This is a genomic window from Marinibactrum halimedae, assembly GCF_021234875.1.
Lineage (GTDB): Bacteria > Pseudomonadota > Gammaproteobacteria > Pseudomonadales > Cellvibrionaceae > Marinibactrum > Marinibactrum halimedae.
Genome location: NZ_JAJQVM010000053.1, coordinates 1 through 17316 on the forward strand (window position 1 = coordinate 1; position 17316 = coordinate 17316).

Genomic DNA, 17316 nt, shown 5'->3' on the forward strand with positions numbered 1-17316 from the left:
TGTATCGTTAAAAGAGGGTTGGATTAAAGTTCATTACCCTAACGGGTAGTTAAATGAACCGCCCTGTGCGGACCCGCATGCAGGGTGGTGTGGGGAGGGCTGGCTAGATACCAGCCCTTACCCGATTAGCTCTTTTTTGGGTTACTGCTCTAACGTAACTTGGTCAATTTTTGTACCTGGCGGAACATCTTTGATTTGTTTATGAATTTGCCCGTTTACCGAAAAATGGACATATATACTGGTTACTTCAACATTGTCCATTTCGTATTTGCCTCCCAAGGCAGGTGGGACTTTGAAGCTATAAACTTGACCTTTTTCTAAGTTAACACCAACCCTTTTCATTTCACCGATCATTTGAACGAAGAAGTGATTTGAAACAAATTCTTTGTTGCTTAACAACAACTGAAATTCTTCGGGTGACTTGGTTACTAGAGAAAATTCACCTGCGGTGACATCTAGGAAATAAATACTGCCATCATTTGAGTCTTGTAGGAAAGCATCGCCACTAGCGGTAATTAAAACTGGTAGTTTGCCTTTACCAATTAACCACTCCCAATCCGCGACAATCTCAGCTTTATCTAAGTGCTGGAAGTAAGTTGTTAAATCATTCATCGTCATACCAGCTGACGCGCTTTTACCTAATGACATAAGCAATATCCCTATGATTAATATAATTTTTCTCATTACTTCTAGATTCCCTTTTAGGAGCTAACGCCGCCATAAAAGGCGAGCAACTTGTTGCGAGTCCAGCGCTGAAAGCGCGATTTTTGATGGCCTTGTTAGGCTTACTCTATTGACTGTAGCCATTGCTTAAAATGTTCTTTTTGCTTAGATACGGAAGATGGAATTACATCATGACCTTGCTCAAAGATATTAACCAAATGGTCTCTACTAACTCGTTGACCCATTTCAGTTTTATACGCAATCATTCCAGAACCCATATCCCGACACATGGCGGAAGGATACACATTGAGGCTAGATCCGTAACAAAAAGGAATAAGGCCATCTGCTTCTAATTGTTCTCGAATAACACAAAATGCAGCGAAAAAATCAAGTTTTTGGGCTGACAACTCCTTATTTCGATAGTTAAAAGTGAGTTTGCATTCACCATCAACTGATTCGGTTGTGGCGACTGCTTTTTCGTCTTCATCGCCGCCAATCAAAAATATTTCAAACTCGTTCATACTGAGAGCCTAACGACAAAGCTCAGCGGCGCGCATTTTTTACGCGTCCGATGAAGCGCTTTGTTAGCGGTCGCCATCTTTAGTAAGTCTATAGCCATTGTCTTCCAGAAAACTTTGAAGCTGGATGCCAATTACTGCGCTGAACTCTCCTTCTCCCTGAGCCATTATCTGAAACATTTCTTTCTTCATTGCATCAAGCATCGGCGGAAACAGTTCTTCCATCATTACCGGCACCATAGCTGCCATCTGTTGCTTCATTTGAGCCACTAAAAGTTCTTGCTTCTTGGTTTCGTATTCTGGGACAGGAAGGATTACATCAGTTTCGAGCAATTTTTTCGCTGGTACGAATACTGTTTGCAATTTACTTGTTATTGTTATTCCGAATTCGCTCACATCGTCTATTTTAAAAATCTGTAACCCGCCTAAGGGAGGAGGTAGATGCCCAACTTCGTATAATATAGTTGAATTTTTTCCTGCAATTGAATTCAACTTGTTCTTAAGCTTCGAAAATTCTCGCTTTTGTTGGACATAGTCTTTGACATAAAAGCTCGCCGCAGCTGTTACTGCAACTCCAAGAAGAAAAGCGAAAGCTTCAAATATTTCAATGGGTATTGTCATTCAGAATCTCCCTTACATACTCTGAGTTTAAGTTGTTTGGCGACCGCTAACGCCCGGTTTAACGGCGCAGCGTCAGCTGCGTCCGGTGGAGGCCATTAATGGCCGGAACGAATTAGAACCGTTTGTTATGCAGGTGAGTAAAAATTATTAAGAGAACAGTTCCACCAAAATAACTTACACCCACCACAAAAACCCGGTTTACCAATACGCCAATGTTCTTCTTTAGCACATACTTTCACGATGTTTTTAAACACATTCAGTAGTTTAGAAAACTACAACTTATCAACCAATTTTGTGCTGCCAAGTACGACGGCGAATTGACGCACCAAGACTAAAAACACTGCAATTTTAACCACAACAAAGGCTAAAATTTACTCATTTACTGCGAGCTAAGAAGCTGGCTAGTGGCACGTAATTATCAAAGCCACCCTCATCAACACGCTGCATAACGCTTAGTAAACGGCACCTGCCGCATTATCTCAAATGATACTGCACGTGCCGTATTATTTCTGGTTTCAGGGAATAATACCGCAAGCGCCGCTTATTATCCAAATATCAAAAGGACCAAAAATCAACATAAACCACTGATTTTATTATAACTTTTTACAATCTAGATAGGGTATCTAAAAATGATCATAATTTGTTCATTTTTCAATCTTTAGATCAAAAAACAACCTTCCGATGTTTAATCTCCTATTTCTTAAATAATACTTTTCTCTGCAACACTCTGAAAATTAAGAGTTTTTTGCAAATAGGCTCGTAAAATAACTAAATAACACTGCATCAGCCGTTTTTTCTACTTAATATAATACTGTATAAAATAACAGAAAGCTTAAAGGTGATGGATTGATGTGATCAAAAGGAATACAGTTATAAGCCCTTGTGTGGAGAACGCCCGTAGGGTAATTCGAAGCTCTCTATAGAGGGCGGGGGAGGGGTGATATCGTTAAAAAATAAGCCCTACAGAGGGTAGGGCTTACGTAAGGCTTACTTATTAAGAGCAGGGATACTCGAAGCTTTATAACGCAACGGTTTCCAGCTCAAGATGACCAATGGATTTTGCTGTCTCTGAACTGGTGATAATGGCGATATTGGCTTTGTCTTGGGTGAGATACGTTGCCGCAACGCGCTTTAAATCTTCCAATGTGGTGTTCAGCACTCTTTCGCGGAAGCGTTGACGTTGCGCTTTGTTGCGCCCAAATAATTCCGATTGGAAAATCTGTTTGCATTCTCCCGCCGGTGAGCTGGGTTTATCCAGTGCGCCTACCACGCCGAGTATCGCTTCTTCCAGGCTTTGCGCCGTATGATCGTGCTGCTGGAGCCATTCGAGAGAGGCATCAAAGTCCTTCAGGGTGTCTTCTAAACGTGGATCTCGGTAGGAGTAGAAGCGGAACGCGGCAATATTGCTGTCTTGGCTGGCTCCACCGCCGTAGGCACCGCCTTGCTCTCGAATACACCGGTGTAAAATGCCATTGCGTAAAAAGCCGCCGAGTACCGTTAAAGGTGCCGCATCAGGGTGGTCAATGGGCACCGTTGGATAGGCTTTTGCGCAGAAGTTTACCTGGGTATTGGTGGTCCAGGCTTGGCGAATTGTGGTGTTCACAGAAGGGTGAGAAAACCCACTGCCAGCCTTCAACGCTGTGGTGGCCCAGCAATCCGCTAAGCTTTTTTGGTATTGGGTGAGGTATTCCTGTTCGCCCACCACCAAGTATTGGCGAGGTGCGGCGACGACCAATTGATGGATAGCGCGCAGTTGTTCTGCCAATCGTGAAAGGGCGTTCTCGTCAGTGAGTGAGCCATCCAGTGCTTTAACGCTTTGAATACCCGCCAGGCCAGACAGCTCATGGCTGATTTTTGCGCCTGGGCCCATGCCGGCACAAGCCGCCGTCATCGCAAGGGTATGGCCTGAGCCGGTTACGCTCATTTCTTTACGGGATCGAATTTGCGCAAGTAGCTCTCGTATACGGGCATGTTCATCGAAGCGAACGTGCTCTAATGTGGCTTGCATTAATTCGCTCAGTGCTTGTTGGTTACGCGCCAGCGCTTTACCCGATAAAGTTAATTTTCCGCTGATGGTTTGCGTATCGTCGATGGTGCCACGAATGGTAGTAAATGCGTGTAGCGACCCTGCAACTTGCGATTGCCATTGCTGCGTTTCAAGATAACTTTTCTCTTTGACCCCAAGTTCGGTTAAGCACACGGCATAAAAAGGCAGTAGGGCTTTTAGGTCATCGTCGAGTGCCGGTAAATCGACCACGATTTGTTGATACACCAAGCCATTGGTGCCGGCGGCGTAAGTGGTTAAAGGCACCTCGCCAAGCGTGTGTCGTTCGCCATCAAGGTAATGCAATTCTGCTGGCACATCTTCCACTCCGACCTTCGGTAAAATACTTTCGTCGTCGACCTGCTGTTGGCGTTCCTGTAAGGCTTTGGCCAATTCCACAATGCCTTGGGCTTGCTCATCAGACAGCCCGGCTTTGATCTCAGCCAATCGCTGCTCTTCAGCGGCAATTTTGCGTGCGTTGATTTTCGTATCGGGCACCATGGTCAGTAAGACACGGTGTGGGTTATCAAGCAGTAATTCACGAGCCAATGATTTGATAAATTCTGGGTCTTTGATGTTTTCGCGCAAGGTGGCCAGTGCCGGTTCTATATCCAATAAACCAATGGGATCGCCACGATGCGTGGCGGCGGTTAGGCCATTTAAAATGAGCTGCAAGCCATACGGATAGGTATCCCCACCCACTTCACGCTGCATAAGCTCCAGTTGATGCAAACAGGCCTCCACATGGGCTTCAGGCACGCCGTTGGTGGCAATGTCTTCTAATACGCCCAACACTAACGCTTCAAAGGCATCGGCGTGCTGAGCTTCACTGCCCTCGATACCACAGAGGAAAGACAGCTCTTTTTGGGAGTCATCTAGCCCACACATGGGCGAAGGTGAGCTGCCGAGCTCGGTGGTTTCTAAGGCTTGTTGCAATGGTGATGCACTGTTATCCAACAACACAGCATTGAGTAATTGTGCTTTCAAAGCGGATTCTAAATCGGTGCTTTTTCCCAAAAGCCAACCCATCACCAGGTGGGTTTTGCCTTCCAGTGACTCATTGTCATCCAAGGGATAGGCTTCCTGTACCCGAAGAGGGGCGTGGTAGCGTTTCTCGTTGGTGACGGCAATGGCGTAATCCAACCGCTCGAATTTGCTCAGCGCTTGGGCTTCAAATTTGGCTTGGTGCTCGGCGGCGGAAATATCACCATAGGTCATGAAAATGGCATTGCTGGGGTGATAATGATTTTTATAAAAGTGCACTAGCTCATTGTAAGTGAGGTCGGGAATGCACTCCGGTTCGCCGCCACTGTTGTAGTGGTAAGTGCTGGTAGGGAACAAGTATTTGCACATGGTTTGCCACAGTTGTGATGGCACCGAACTCATGGCCCCTTTCATTTCATTGAACACCACGCCTTTGTACACCAGTGGCGAGGTGGGGTCGTCGGCTTTTTCAAACTCCACACGATGGCCTTCTTGAGCAAAATCCAGTGGGTCTAATCGTGAGAAAAAGACGGCGTCTAAATACACGTCCAATAAATTGTTAAAGTCTTTGCGGTTTTGGCTGGCGAAAGGGTAGGCCGTCCAATCGGAACTGGTGAACGCATTCATAAAGGTATTCAGGGAGCGGCGAATCATCATGAAAAAGGGGTCGCGCACCGGGTACTTTTCACTGCCGCATAACGCCGTATGCTCAAGGATGTGTGCCACACCGGTAGAGTCCATGGGCACGGTGCGCAGCGCCACCAGAAAGACGTTTTCATTATTGTCTGCGGACAAATGAATATGTTGAGCGCCGGTTTTTTTATGCACGTACTCTTCAACGTTTACGTTTAAAGCGTCAATGGAATGAGTGCGGATAAGTTCGAAAGCGGGGTGCGCGGTAGGCGACATGAATACCTCGTTTAGGGTGTGTGAGTCGGGTATTGAATTTGTGGCGCTCTGCGGCTAACAAAGCGGCTTTATTAATCGATGATATTACATCGATCATGCTAACTGTGTTCAGTATGGGTTCTCGCGGTACATTTCAAGCCGCGCTTCTTTCAGAAAGGCTGAGTTGTTTACGTGTAATGCGCTAAGGATAGATGACTTGCCTCATTTTGGGGGCATCGCGTGCCTTACTTGTTGTTCTTGCTTGTTGTTCTTATTTGTTGTTTTTACTCGGTGTTCTTACTTAAGTTGCCGCTCTGTGCAAAATTAACGGTGTGGAGGGCGAAAGGCGTCTTGCGCTTGAATAAACGCTCGAAAAATCGGCAGTAATCGCTCATCAAAAGCATCGCTCGTCAGAGAGGTAAGGGCATGAGCGACTGCTTCAAACGTGGAGAGCTGCTGATCAAAATGCGCTTTGCGAATCTTATATTCCCCGGTGGGTGTGGTTAAGGCGAGCCGAGGCAAAGTGTGTAGCCAGGGGTTTAGGTGCATTAATTTACGGCTTTTTCGCCAGGTGCCATCTAAGACCAATAGTTGCCTGGGTGGTTCAGATGAGTGAGGGTCAGCAGAAACCGGGTTGTGTTTTTTGTCGTCTTTATTAACTGTGTTGATATTAACGTCATTAACTGTGTTGATATTAACGTCGTCGTTGTGGGTATTTGGGTACAACAGTAGGGCTTTGTCAGACAGTTTTAGGTCATCGCAGTCGGCAATTTCGGTCACGATCAATCGGCTATTAGGAAGGCATAAATGCAATAATTGCGCGGTGCCTTTGGGGTGATGCTGTTCGGAAGGGTGTTGCCAGATAATCACCTCCACATCACAGGGGTGTTCGACCACAAGAGAGCAAATACAAGTTCGCTGAGGGCGATAACAACGTGTGCATATGGGGCGGCTCATGAGTTTCTCTTTGACCTTTCCATTAACCTTCTGGTGTGGCAGGGATGGTGATGGGGTGAGTTTGAGTATCGGAAATTAATCGTCGCTTTTGTTGGCGGCTCAATTGTTTAATAGCGTATTCTCGCTGGCTAGCAGATGATCGGGTGTGTTCGGTTTCTGTCCAAACCACGGCTTTGGGGGGGTGCAGACGAAAATATTTGGCGCCACGACCGGTGCGATGCTGATGGGCTCGACGAGGTAGGTTGTTCGTAATGCCGGTATAAAAATGCCCTGTCGTGGTTTCAATAATATAAACGCACCAATCCTGCGGGGGTGGAAGTGTGATCCAATCAGTGAGTGAAGTGGCGTTCGATACAGCGGGCATTTAGCTTATGTTTCCAATCTTGGTCTTTTATGGGTTTATTTTGCACTATACCTTTTTGCACTATGCCTGGCGATAAGGTAAAACCCCTCTGATTTTTGACGCGTTCAAAAAAATCAACACAGAAAAACCAATACAGAAAGAACTGATACAAAAAGAACTAACACAGAAAATAGAAAGGTTGTTATGGCAGGTGATCGAAATTTTGACGATTTGGCCCATCGGTTTCAGCGTAATGTTTACGAGAGTTTAAAAGGTCAAATTCGGCTGAACGTATTAGAGCGCGATTTTTTACAGCATTTTCCCGCGCCGTTTGAATCGCCCAATAAAAACACACTTTCTATTTTGGATGCCGGAGCGGGCCGAGGATTATTTTCATTGCCCATGGCGCAACGTGGGCATCAATTGCTCTTATGTGATGTGTCGGTAGAAATGTTAAAACTGGCCATGGCGGATGCCGAAACAGCAGGCATTGAAAATACCGTTGAATTTTTACACGGCCCCATTCAAGCGTTGTCACAACGACCAGAACAGCAATTTGATTTGGCGATTTGCCACGCCGTGTTAGAGTGGATAGAAGACCCGCAAGCGGCATTAAATGAACTCTACCGACAATTAGTACCGGGGGGCGTTTTATCGCTGACGTTTTACAATCGTCATGGTTTAATTTACAAAAATTTATTACGAACCAATTTTAAAAAAATCCAATCCAAGCACTATTCCGGTTTTCGCCGAAGCCTCACGCCCACCTACCCAAGAACCCCAGAAGAAGTGATCGCTTGGGCAGAGCATTCTGGCTTTTCCCTTTTTTGTCACAGCGGAATACGCGTCTTCTATGATTATATCTTCGACGAAGCAGACAGAGCGCGCTCACCCGATGAATTAATGGCAATGGAATTGCACTTTTCTCAAGAATTACCGTATCGCGATTTGGGGCGTTATCAGCACTTGTTGTTAAAGAAATAACCCATGCTGAACGTCACCCGCTGTTCACTTTTCGCGCTTTTTATTTGAGGGTTGGGTTGTTTTTTGATCATTTTTTCGACGTCGTTATTGTTAATGTCGTTATTGTTAATGTCGTTATTGTTAATGTCGTTATTGTTAATGTCGTTATTGTTAATGTCGTTATTGTGAATATAACGCCCGCTACCAAAAATGAAGAGAAAGGCCGTAAAAAGATTATTAAGAAAGAGTGTTGAAAAGTAATTATTTATTGTACAATAGATTGTATTAGTCACAGATGGAATTAATCATTTTTTACATTGGTTCTTTACACTCAGTTTTCACATTAAGCTCTGGGGAATCATCCGAACATAGGTTTTTTTGCATTTAACCCATGCCTCACCGTAGTTAGGAATTATTGGTAGAACATTATGGAAAATTTCAAAGTCAGTCTCTCAAAAGAAACGTAATTATTCTCAGCTTATAAATTATCTTCTCCCACAATTTTCGCTTTGACTGTCGGGTCAAATTTGTTTTATTCATTTTTCTAGAGAAATGAAAAGACGTGTTGTTGGCCTTTGCTGTTTTTATGTTCAAAAAAGCAAACCGTTTTGCAAAAACCGCTTAGTGTTACTTTAAGGGTCTCTCTCTTTATGATGTTGTTTTCGATACCAATACGATTTTATTTGTATGCCTGTTTTTTACCTTTACTGCTTTGTACCAGCTTGTCGGTTCATGCTGCACGCCTTTCTTATGGCAGTGATCAAGAAGTGGGAGGGGCGACAACAGGCGACTACTACATTACCTGGAGTTTAGATAATTCTTCAGCAGCCTTCCTTCTCTATGAAAATGGTAATGAAGTGCTTTCGGGCTCGAACCTTGGGACAAATATTCATTGGTTTAGAGGCAAACCCAATGGCAATTATGAATATTATGCCCGTGAGTGTTATTTCGGCGGTTGTAGAGAAAGTAATCGTATTAACGTTACGGTGAATCGAATTCCAGCGCCAGCCACCCCACAGCTTTCCGTAAATACTACCGTCAGTTCAACCGGCACCTTTCAACTCAGTTGGAATGCGGTGACCGGTGCCACACGTTATGAAACCTTAGATTATCCACCTCCGTCGTCTTCTATTCCTAATCGAAGATGGGTCAGTGCAGGGGCTGCATTGTCTAAATCCTATACCATGCCAGACGGCACCTATACCCATCAAATGCGAGCCTGTGGCGAGGGCGGCTGTAGTGCCAGGTCGAACGAAATTACCGTTATTGTGGTGAGGGCTCCGGGTAAACCCACCAGTTTAGGTGGTGTGCCGGCAACCCACCGGGGCAGTGCCATTACAGTAAATTGGGGGGCGTCTTCCGGAACGGTTTCCCGCTACGAGCTTTATCAGAGAAAGAACAATGGCAATTGGGGGCGCATTTACAATAGCACGGGTCGTTCTCACCGCATCAGCGGGCTATCCAGCGGTACGTATGATTTTCGCGTTAGGGCGTGTAACGTACGCAGTGGTCATACCTCTTGCAGTGCTTATCAAACCACAAACCGCATGACCGTGGTGATTCCCCCAGCGGCACCCGCCAATGTGAGTGGAGTGGATAATGGCTCTCCAAATATAAGCCACTCCAATACATTCAATTTGAGCTGGTCGGCGTCCGCAGGAGCCAATTCTTACGCTTTATCGTATGGCAATACTCAAGTCTATCGTGGCCCAAACACTAACCACACCATCAGTGGCCTGGCCGATGGCAATTATACGTTTCGGGTGAAAGCGTGTAGTGAATACAATAATGTGACGGCTTGCTCACAGGAAAAAAGTTGGCCTTTTGTCATCGTTGCCAAAACACCGGGCACGTCTACCCTCAATGCAACGGCAAACACAGATAATGGCACTGCTACGGTAAGTTGGTCGGCAGCAACAGGCCCAGTCGATCATTACGAATTGGAGTGGCAACACAATGGCGCCGCTTGGCAGCCTTATTCTTCAGGAACGGCTCGCTCTCAGACATTCAATAATTTAGCCGATGGCACCTATGCATTTCGAGTGCGTGCTTGTAACCGCTATAGCTTCTCTATTTACGACAACACGGTTGAGCAAAATAGATGCTCTGCTTTTTCTAATACACGTACGACTTTAGCGGTGAGTAGACCGGGGGTGCCGGGCAATATAACGGGTATTGTGGCGACTAACCATTCAGGCGCGTCGACCCTTCAATGGGGAGCGTCTTCAGGGAATGTTGCTCGTTATGAGCTTGATCAAAAGAAAAATAACGGTAATTGGTCTTCGGTTTACAGAGGGCCTAATCGTTCGCAACAAATCAATGGGTTAACAGACGGCACGTATGAATTTAGAGTTAGAGCTTGTAATGTTTACGGTAGCTCTACAGTGTGCAGTGGTTATCGCCAGTCAAGCACTACGACGGTGGTGGTGTCTCCTGCTGCGCCGGAAGGTTTGAGTGGTGTGGGTGGTGGCTCTCCGAATATCAGTCATTCACATACGTTTAACTTGAGTTGGTCGGCCTCAGCAGGAGCCAATTCTTACGTTCTATCGTACGGCAACACGGAAGTGTATAACGGGCCAGAGACCGCTTACACCCTCAGTGGGCTGGCTGATGGTAATTATACATTTCGGGTGAAAGCCTGTAACCAATACGGCAATATTACCGCCTGCTCACAGGAAAAAAGTTGGCCTTTCGTTATGGTTGCAGCCACACCCAGTCAACCTGTCGTGACTGCATCGGCAACCAGCGATACGGGTACGGTTACCGTAAATTGGCCGACAGTGGCAGGGTCTGTTGACCACTACGAATTGGAATGGCAAAGCAATGGCGCACAATGGCAGCGTTATTCTTCTGGGGTGGCTCTTTCTTATACGCTCAATAATTTAACCGACGGCAGTTATGCGTTTCGATCACGCGCTTGTAACAATTATACGTTTCGCATTTACGATAATGATGTTGAGCAAACCACGTGCTCCGATTTTTCTGATGTAAGAACGTCATTGGTCGCCATTAAGCCAGGAATGCCGGGTGGTATCACTGGTGTGCCGGCCACCAACCGTTCAGGCGCATTCACAATCGGTTGGGGCGAATCCTCGGGTAATGTGGTGCGCTATGAGTTGGAACAAAAGAAAGAGAGTGGCAGTTGGTCGCAGGTTTACCGTGGGGCGAACCGTTCGCAACCGGTGAATGCTTTAACCGATGGCACCTATCAATTTAGAGTGCGTGCCTGTAATGCTCACGGTAGTTTTACGACATGCAGTGACTATCGTCAGTCTGGTTCTGTCATTATTGCCAGAACACCGGGTACACCTAATCGAATTACTGCCCCAGCCGTGGCGGCGGACGGCCAATTTACTGTCAGTTGGCAAACTGCGTCGGGCACGGTGGATCACTACGAGTTGTTTCAAAAGTTAAACAACAATGATTGGGTTTCGATTTATACCGGCGCTTCTACTTCTCGACCCATCACGGTAGAGCCGGGCACGTATCAATATCAAGTCAGAGCGTGCAATACCGTCAGCACGTTTACCTCTTGTTCTCCCGTTCAAACGTCCGGTTTGGTGTTAGTGGCCACACAAGCCAGTAAGCAATACACCTACGATGCCTTGGGCCGTTTAATTCAAGTGGATGTGAACGAGACGAAAAAATCAGAATATCACTATGATCCGGCCGGTAACCGCACCACCGTTACGGATCACGAGTAGGGGAAAATACAATGATTTTGAACAGACAAAAATATTATTCAGTGTTGTTTAGTTTCTTGACCTTATTTGGCAATCAAACTTACAGCCAAACCCAAGACGGTATTCCAAAACCAGAATATCAGCTCGTAGACGAAAATAATGTTGATTTATTAAGTAAACAATTAAATGTACAAATCCCAGGGGTGTCTATTGGTTCCGGTCAATTTACGTTGGCACATCAGTTATCCAGCTATGGGAGCACTTTGTATAACACAGTGGATAACTACGCCAGCGCTAGTATTTATTTTGCTATGAAATACACAGGGCATTTAGAGTACAGATATGCAAAGTATATGATTGTTCGTTCACCGGCGGGCACAGCCCAATTTATGCTGGATGATAATAACCAGTTAGTAGGAATGAAAAGTAGTCAAGGTAGTACCCAGGGTAAGGTAGTAGAAGAGGGGAACCGAATCATTGTGACTTACCCAAATGGTACCATTGCTCGTTATTTTCGAGTGCAAGATACGCAATTATCGGAATACGGTTATGCTAATGAAGAGGTTGCAGCGCAAGCCGTTGCAAATAGAGGAAGTCCGTATCAAGATCAATTGGTTGCACGATTAGAAGAGTTAATTTACCCCAATGGCTATACCATTACCCTTCACCGAGAAGGGCGGACAGGAACCAGTGTTTCGTCTATCACCACCAATACCGGCTTACAATTAAAATACGTTGATTTGCCGGATTATGATTCCTCGGTCTATGCCATTAATAATACCGTCAGTGCTTGTTCTCATAATTACACTGTTTCTTGTGATTTAGAGGGGTGGCCCAGCATTACCTATACGTGGTCACCTAGAAATGCCATTGATTTTATTGCTAGAAATCAACCGGATGAGTTTACCTTTACGGCCACCGATTCCATGGGTTTGGCCACAGAGTATCACCACATTCCTTACGATGTTAATGAGGGAGCCACTAATTCTTTATACCCTCTTGGAAGGTATTATGTGTGGCGGCTTAATGAGAGAAAAGAGCCCAGTGGTAAGATCACAAGGTATAGCTACGTTAATGTAGTTGCCTCACGCGCTTCAGGTAGTTCAACTGCTACTGGGCATGATTATGTTTCTCAGCCCGCTGTTATAAGCAGTGTTTCTACAGAAACATATACTAAGGGTTATACAGCCTACGATAGACCTGCCTTTACTTATGCAAATAATTATTACCGTCGCTATTCTAGTGGCTATCGTAGCCGTGATTTTATTTTCTTCACCGGCATGGGTAGCTTGGTCACGGCGACCGATAATGCCAGTTATACCAATTATAGGTTTGAAGAAGACTGGAGCAATTCCATCAGCGAAGTTTTATCACCAGAAGGCCATTTCCGATACGAATACGATGAACACAAGCGCTTAATTAAACGCACTCATGGCGCTGATGAAAATGCCGCAGAAAATATTGATTTAATCGCGGTTTACCCAAGCACTTGTGACAATTATAAAATTTGCAATCAACCCACCCAATACATTGACGGTAAAGGCAACACCACCGATTTTCAATATCACCCTGAGTCTGGGCAAATTGCGGTCGTGACTGGCCCGGCCAACCGATCTGGTATTCGTCCACAAACGCGATATTTTTACGAGCAAAAACACGCCTGGTATTTAGACGTCAATGGCAGCCTGAAAAAAGACGATCGTCCGGTTTGGTTATTGGTTAAAGAAAGTACGTGTAAAGTCGGTGCAGCCAGCGGCAATGGGTGCGCCTTGGCCAACGACGAAATTATTACCACCTACGATTATGGCCCAGAAGGGGTGGCCAATAACCTCCATTTAAAAGGCCTTGCGGTAACGGCAGACGGCAACACGCGTCTGACGTGTTACGAATACAACCAATATGGCCACCGCATTAGTGAAACCCTCCCGAAAGGTACCGCCGGCAGTTGCCCGTAAGGAAAAACAATGAATATGATGAAGACAAAAAACCGCCACTGTAGATGGGCGACCAGGCTGTGGGCCGTGGTGATGTTCGGCGTGAATGTATTGGGCACCAATATGGTATTTGCGCAACACGCCGGAGCTCATAAAACCATTACGCAATACGATATCTTAGGGCGAGTGTTAGGCACCCTCGCGCCCGACCCGGATGGCGATGGCCCCTTGCCTGCCACGGCGGTGCGTAATACTTATCACCCCACCACAGGTTTATTAATGCGGGTAGAGCAGGGGCATTTGAGCGCAGACGCCAATGCCCATTTGAAACCAGAAAACTGGGTGGGTTTCACCGTGCTCACTCAAACGTTATACACCTACGATAATCAAGGGCGGATTGCCACCAGGGCCAATGCCGATGGGCGCGGCGTTCGTCATCAGCTTACCCAAACCAGTTACGACGATATAGGTCGGGTGGCGTGTGAAGCGGTGCGCATGAACCCCAATGCGTATAACAGTTTGCCCGCGAGTGCGTGCAGTGTGGGGGTGACGGGGGCCTTCGGCCCAGACCGCATTAAAAAATACGATTATGAAAATGAGATCAACGACAATATTGCCGTTGAGCATCGAGCGTGGGGTACGCCATTATCTCAGGCGTATGCCACTTATACTTATTATGAAGTCACAGGTCAGTCCGACTATGGCCCTAGTGGCCCTTTCCGAGGCATGAAAAAAACGGTTACCGATGCCAACGGCAATACCACACACTATGGGTATGACAACAAATCCCGTTTGAATGTGGTCACCTTTCCCGACGGTTCTTTCGAGCAATACCAGTACGATAAAAACAACAACCGTACCCAGTTGCGTAAACGCGATGGGCAATTGATCGATTATGAATATGACCGACACAATCGTCTGTGGCACAAACACCCGCATGACCCTGCCACACCGGATGTGTATTACCAATACGACCACCGAGGTTTGCAACTGGCCGCCCGGTTTGGCTCAGAAACGAACGGTAAAGGCATTCTGAATGCGTATTCTGGTTTTGGTGAAATCACTCAAGAAACCTATACGTTAGATGCACAATTGGCCACGCAACATCAGTTTGATCGCCACGGCAATCGTACCGCTGTTATTCATCCTGATGGTATGCAGTTTGATTACCGTTACGATTCTGCTGATCGGCTGGCGGAAATTTCGCGTCAAGGTGCCCGTTTAATACGGTATCGGTTTGATGATTTTGGTCGGCTGTTCAGTCGTCATGCCGGGGGCAGTAATAACACCTATTTTTACGACGACATTTCCAGATTGCAGTCGACGATATTTAATTTTTCGGGCAACGACAACGATGTTCGATACCACTACGGCTACAACCCCGCCAGCCAGTTAATCAATGATCGTATAACCAATCTGGATTTTTATCATAAAGAAGCGGGCAGTGTTGAAGGCGCGTACGACGTTAATGAATTAAATCAATACATCGCAGTAAATGGAAAAGCCTTTGCGTACGATTTAAACGGCAACCTCATCAGCGACGGCGACAACACCTACCACTACGATGCAGAAAACCGCTTAACCCGCGTCACCGGTAGCCAAAACGCCACGCTACAATACGACCCGATGGGGCGTTTGTACCAAGTGACCGCCGAGGGAAAAACCACCACATTTATCTACAGTGGTGACTCGTTAGTGGGCGAATATGTTGGGGGCGAACTCACGAATCGTTATGTGTTTGGTAACGGTGTTGATCAGCCTTTGGTGCGTTACGAAGGCAGCAGCATCACGCACCCCATTTATCTACACGCCAATCACCAAGGCTCCATCATCGCCGAAGTGGATCGGCAAGGCGTGATCAACGCCATCAATACCTACAACGAATTTGGTGTGCCCAGTGGCTTAAATGAAGGACGTTTTGGCTACACCGGGCAGTTGAATCTACCGGGGCTGGACTTGCAGTATTACAAAGCAAGAATATACTACCCGAGCCTTGGTAGGTTTCTGCAAGTAGACCCGATTGGGTATGAAGATCAGATGAATCTTTATGCTTATGTTGGGAACAATCCGATGAGTGCAACCGATCCAACAGGGGAATGGACGGTTTTGGTCGCTGGCGTCGTCGGTGCTGTAATTAATACTGCAGCTTATGCGGCAACAACTGATTTCAGCAATATGTCTGCAGGGCAAATTGCGTCGGGTATGGGTAAATCAGCTCTAGTTGGTGGAGCTGTTGGAGCTGCAACTGCCGTTGGAGCTGGTGCTGCGGTAGCTGCACAACTAGGGGCAGTAAGAACTACCGCAACAGTAGCTGGCGCTGGCTTCGTTGCCGGAAGTACAGGTGAGATTGCCAGTCAATCCGCTTCTGCTGGAGAACCCACAATAAGTAACCCTGGTGCAGTTATTGCGGCAGGAGTTGGAAATGGAGTTGGTGCCACAGTCGGGTTAAAGGCGGCTGCACCTATTGCTAACACAATGAGTAAAGCTTTAAGTGATGCTGGATCTGACGGAACGGGAGCCACAATTAGAAGTTTAACTGGAAAGCCTTTCAAACCCATGGGCTATAAGGCCCCCTCAACCGTAAACGCATCTCAAAGTTCTGTTGATGCAGCAGCCGAAGCTACAGGTGGTACCATTGGTGCAAATGTAACGAATGAAATAAATAAAGAATTAGACGATTAACTATGAAGCTTCGATTACCAAAATCTCGGACTCTAAAAACTGACCTGAGTGTAATTACTTTTATAACTACTCTTTTGTATATCAAAATAGAGGTCATTTTTAGATTGCTTTTGGGGAATTCTTTTGATTCACCAGCAAGTGAAGTTGGTTTAAGTCTTATCTTTGGCTATATCTTTGGTTTTATTCTTTTTTATGCTGTACTGATTTCATTAGCAATAAAGCTTGGTCGATATATCGCAGCTAAAGTATTTGGTTTAAAAACAGGTGTGGATTTTATCGAGGTGGATCTTTAACTACTAAGCAAGATTATAATTAATCGGAAAACATATCACCCAACCCCAAAAAGCGGCAAGGCCTCCCCCTTAGCCGTTTTTTTATTTTTACCCTTCAAACGCTCGCTTGGCGTTGTGTTTTAAAATCAAGCTTTCCAATAACTCTTTAGCTACCATCCGCTCATTCTCATCAAACTGGCTTAATGCCTCAAATTGCAGCCTAAAGTCATCATCGGGGCTGCGGTGATCTTCTCCAAATACCAAATCATCCAGTGTTGTATGAAGCTCTTTAGCCAGTCGCACCAAGGTATCTAAGGTAGGCTGAGCTGTACCTGCTTCGTACCGTTTAATCTGGTTTACATGTAGCTCAATTGCATCGGCGAGAGCTTGTTGTGTTAATCCGCGCTGTTTACGTAGTTCAATTAAGCGTTTTACAAATTCCATAGGAAGCGGCCAAATCATGGTGGTTTCCATAAGTGTACCTCCTAGGTATCTTGAACTGTTTTCGTTGGGACAGTATAGTGTGTCAAAATTAACAGTTCAAGATACTTGACGGGTTTTAGGGGAGGGCAGCTTATGGCGCGTTTAGCCGACGAGATAATCAACCGGATTAAGACGGAAGTGTCGTTGCTGCGCCTGGTGGAAAGCCAAGGGTATAAACTCACCCAACAAGGCAAAGACTACGTGGTGAGCTGCCCTTTCCATGAGGAAAACACCGCCTCTTGTGTGATCAGCCCTAAAACCAACCTGTTCCATTGCTTTGG

Annotated in this window: 14 protein-coding genes; 6 read left to right on the forward strand and 8 right to left on the reverse strand. The window is 46.0% G+C overall.

Features of this window, described 5'->3' with window-relative positions; all coding sequences use genetic code 11:
- Nucleotides 1–141 precede the first annotated feature (141 nt).
- From LU351_RS19480 to LU351_RS19505, 6 genes are all read right to left on the reverse strand, one after another.
- Nucleotides 142–648 (reverse strand): T6SS immunity protein Tdi1 domain-containing protein, encoded by a 507-nt coding sequence (locus LU351_RS19480; RefSeq protein ID WP_232595767.1) that lies wholly within the window; start codon nucleotides 646–648, stop codon nucleotides 142–144.
- 137 nt (nucleotides 649–785) lie between these two features.
- A complete protein-coding gene (locus LU351_RS19485) occupies nucleotides 786–1184 on the reverse strand; it encodes a hypothetical protein (protein ID WP_232595768.1) in 399 nt (132 codons plus the stop codon).
- A gap of 63 nt (nucleotides 1185–1247) precedes the next feature.
- Complete coding sequence (locus LU351_RS19490; RefSeq protein ID WP_232595769.1) at nucleotides 1248–1802, reverse strand: hypothetical protein; 555 nt, start codon at nucleotides 1800–1802, stop codon at nucleotides 1248–1250.
- Between the two features lie 1018 nt (nucleotides 1803–2820).
- On the reverse strand, nucleotides 2821–5739 hold the full coding sequence (locus LU351_RS19495) for an insulinase family protein (protein WP_232595770.1): 2919 nt from the start codon (nucleotides 5737–5739) through the stop codon (nucleotides 2821–2823).
- A gap of 303 nt (nucleotides 5740–6042) precedes the next feature.
- A complete protein-coding gene (locus LU351_RS19500) occupies nucleotides 6043–6675 on the reverse strand; it encodes a tRNA-uridine aminocarboxypropyltransferase (protein WP_232595771.1) in 633 nt (210 codons plus the stop codon).
- 22 nt (nucleotides 6676–6697) lie between these two features.
- The gene (locus tag LU351_RS19505; RefSeq protein ID WP_232595772.1) at nucleotides 6698–7039 is read right to left on the reverse strand and encodes a GIY-YIG nuclease family protein; all 342 of its coding nucleotides are present in this window, start codon (nucleotides 7037–7039) and stop codon (nucleotides 6698–6700) included.
- Between the two features lie 183 nt (nucleotides 7040–7222).
- Between LU351_RS19505 and LU351_RS19510 the strand changes: the two genes are divergently transcribed.
- Nucleotides 7223–8002, forward strand: coding sequence for a methyltransferase domain-containing protein (locus LU351_RS19510; protein ID WP_232595773.1), 780 nt, complete (start codon nucleotides 7223–7225; stop codon nucleotides 8000–8002).
- Here LU351_RS19510 and LU351_RS19515 read toward each other — a convergent pair.
- Entirely contained in the window at nucleotides 7978–8274 is a 297-nt protein-coding gene (locus LU351_RS19515) for a hypothetical protein (RefSeq protein WP_232595774.1), read from the reverse strand. The two genes, LU351_RS19510 and LU351_RS19515, sit on opposite strands and share 25 nt — an antisense overlap.
- Nucleotides 8275–8631: 357 nt before the next feature.
- Here LU351_RS19515 and LU351_RS19520 point away from each other — a divergent pair, with 357 nt between their 5' ends.
- Genes LU351_RS19520 through LU351_RS19535 form a run of 4 tightly spaced genes read left to right on the forward strand, consistent with a single transcriptional unit; the run spans nucleotide 8632 to nucleotide 16573 of the window.
- A complete protein-coding gene (locus LU351_RS19520) occupies nucleotides 8632–11685 on the forward strand; it encodes a fibronectin type III domain-containing protein (RefSeq protein ID WP_232595775.1) in 3054 nt (1017 codons plus the stop codon).
- 11 nt (nucleotides 11686–11696) lie between these two features.
- Nucleotides 11697–13619, forward strand: a complete 1923-nt coding sequence (locus tag LU351_RS19525) for a hypothetical protein (protein WP_232595776.1) — start codon at nucleotides 11697–11699, stop codon at nucleotides 13617–13619.
- 15 nt (nucleotides 13620–13634) lie between these two features.
- The gene (locus tag LU351_RS19530; protein ID WP_232595777.1) at nucleotides 13635–16280 is read left to right on the forward strand and encodes an RHS repeat domain-containing protein; all 2646 of its coding nucleotides are present in this window, start codon (nucleotides 13635–13637) and stop codon (nucleotides 16278–16280) included.
- A 2-nt stretch (nucleotides 16281–16282) separates the two neighbouring features.
- Nucleotides 16283–16573, forward strand: coding sequence for a hypothetical protein (locus LU351_RS19535; RefSeq protein ID WP_232595778.1), 291 nt, complete (start codon nucleotides 16283–16285; stop codon nucleotides 16571–16573).
- Between the two features lie 87 nt (nucleotides 16574–16660).
- Here the strand turns inward: LU351_RS19535 and LU351_RS19540 are convergent, their stop codons facing one another.
- Nucleotides 16661–17026, reverse strand: a complete 366-nt coding sequence (locus LU351_RS19540) for a helix-turn-helix domain-containing protein (protein ID WP_232595779.1) — start codon at nucleotides 17024–17026, stop codon at nucleotides 16661–16663.
- 102 nt (nucleotides 17027–17128) lie between these two features.
- On the opposite strand from LU351_RS19540, the gene LU351_RS19545 reads away from it, so the two are divergent.
- On the forward strand, nucleotides 17129–17316 hold a 188-nt coding region (locus tag LU351_RS19545; RefSeq protein WP_232595780.1), incomplete at its 3' end, for a CHC2 zinc finger domain-containing protein.

Coding starts and splice junctions, on each gene's coding strand:
- LU351_RS19480 (WP_232595767.1), bottom strand. CDS start 648: ATGTCATTAGGTAAAAGCGCGTCAGCTGGTATGACGATGAATGATTTA.
- LU351_RS19485 (WP_232595768.1), bottom strand. CDS start 1,184: ATGAACGAGTTTGAAATATTTTTGATTGGCGGCGATGAAGACGAAAAA.
- LU351_RS19490 (WP_232595769.1), bottom strand. CDS start 1,802: ATGACAATACCCATTGAAATATTTGAAGCTTTCGCTTTTCTTCTTGGA.
- LU351_RS19495 (WP_232595770.1), bottom strand. CDS start 5,739: ATGTCGCCTACCGCGCACCCCGCTTTCGAACTTATCCGCACTCATTCC.
- LU351_RS19500 (WP_232595771.1), bottom strand. CDS start 6,675: ATGAGCCGCCCCATATGCACACGTTGTTATCGCCCTCAGCGAACTTGT.
- LU351_RS19505 (WP_232595772.1), bottom strand. CDS start 7,039: ATGCCCGCTGTATCGAACGCCACTTCACTCACTGATTGGATCACACTT.
- LU351_RS19510 (WP_232595773.1), top strand. CDS start 7,223: ATGGCAGGTGATCGAAATTTTGACGATTTGGCCCATCGGTTTCAGCGT.
- LU351_RS19520 (WP_232595775.1), top strand. CDS start 8,632: ATGATGTTGTTTTCGATACCAATACGATTTTATTTGTATGCCTGTTTT.
- LU351_RS19525 (WP_232595776.1), top strand. CDS start 11,697: ATGATTTTGAACAGACAAAAATATTATTCAGTGTTGTTTAGTTTCTTG.
- LU351_RS19530 (WP_232595777.1), top strand. CDS start 13,635: ATGATGAAGACAAAAAACCGCCACTGTAGATGGGCGACCAGGCTGTGG.
- LU351_RS19535 (WP_232595778.1), top strand. CDS start 16,283: ATGAAGCTTCGATTACCAAAATCTCGGACTCTAAAAACTGACCTGAGT.
- LU351_RS19540 (WP_232595779.1), bottom strand. CDS start 17,026: ATGGAAACCACCATGATTTGGCCGCTTCCTATGGAATTTGTAAAACGC.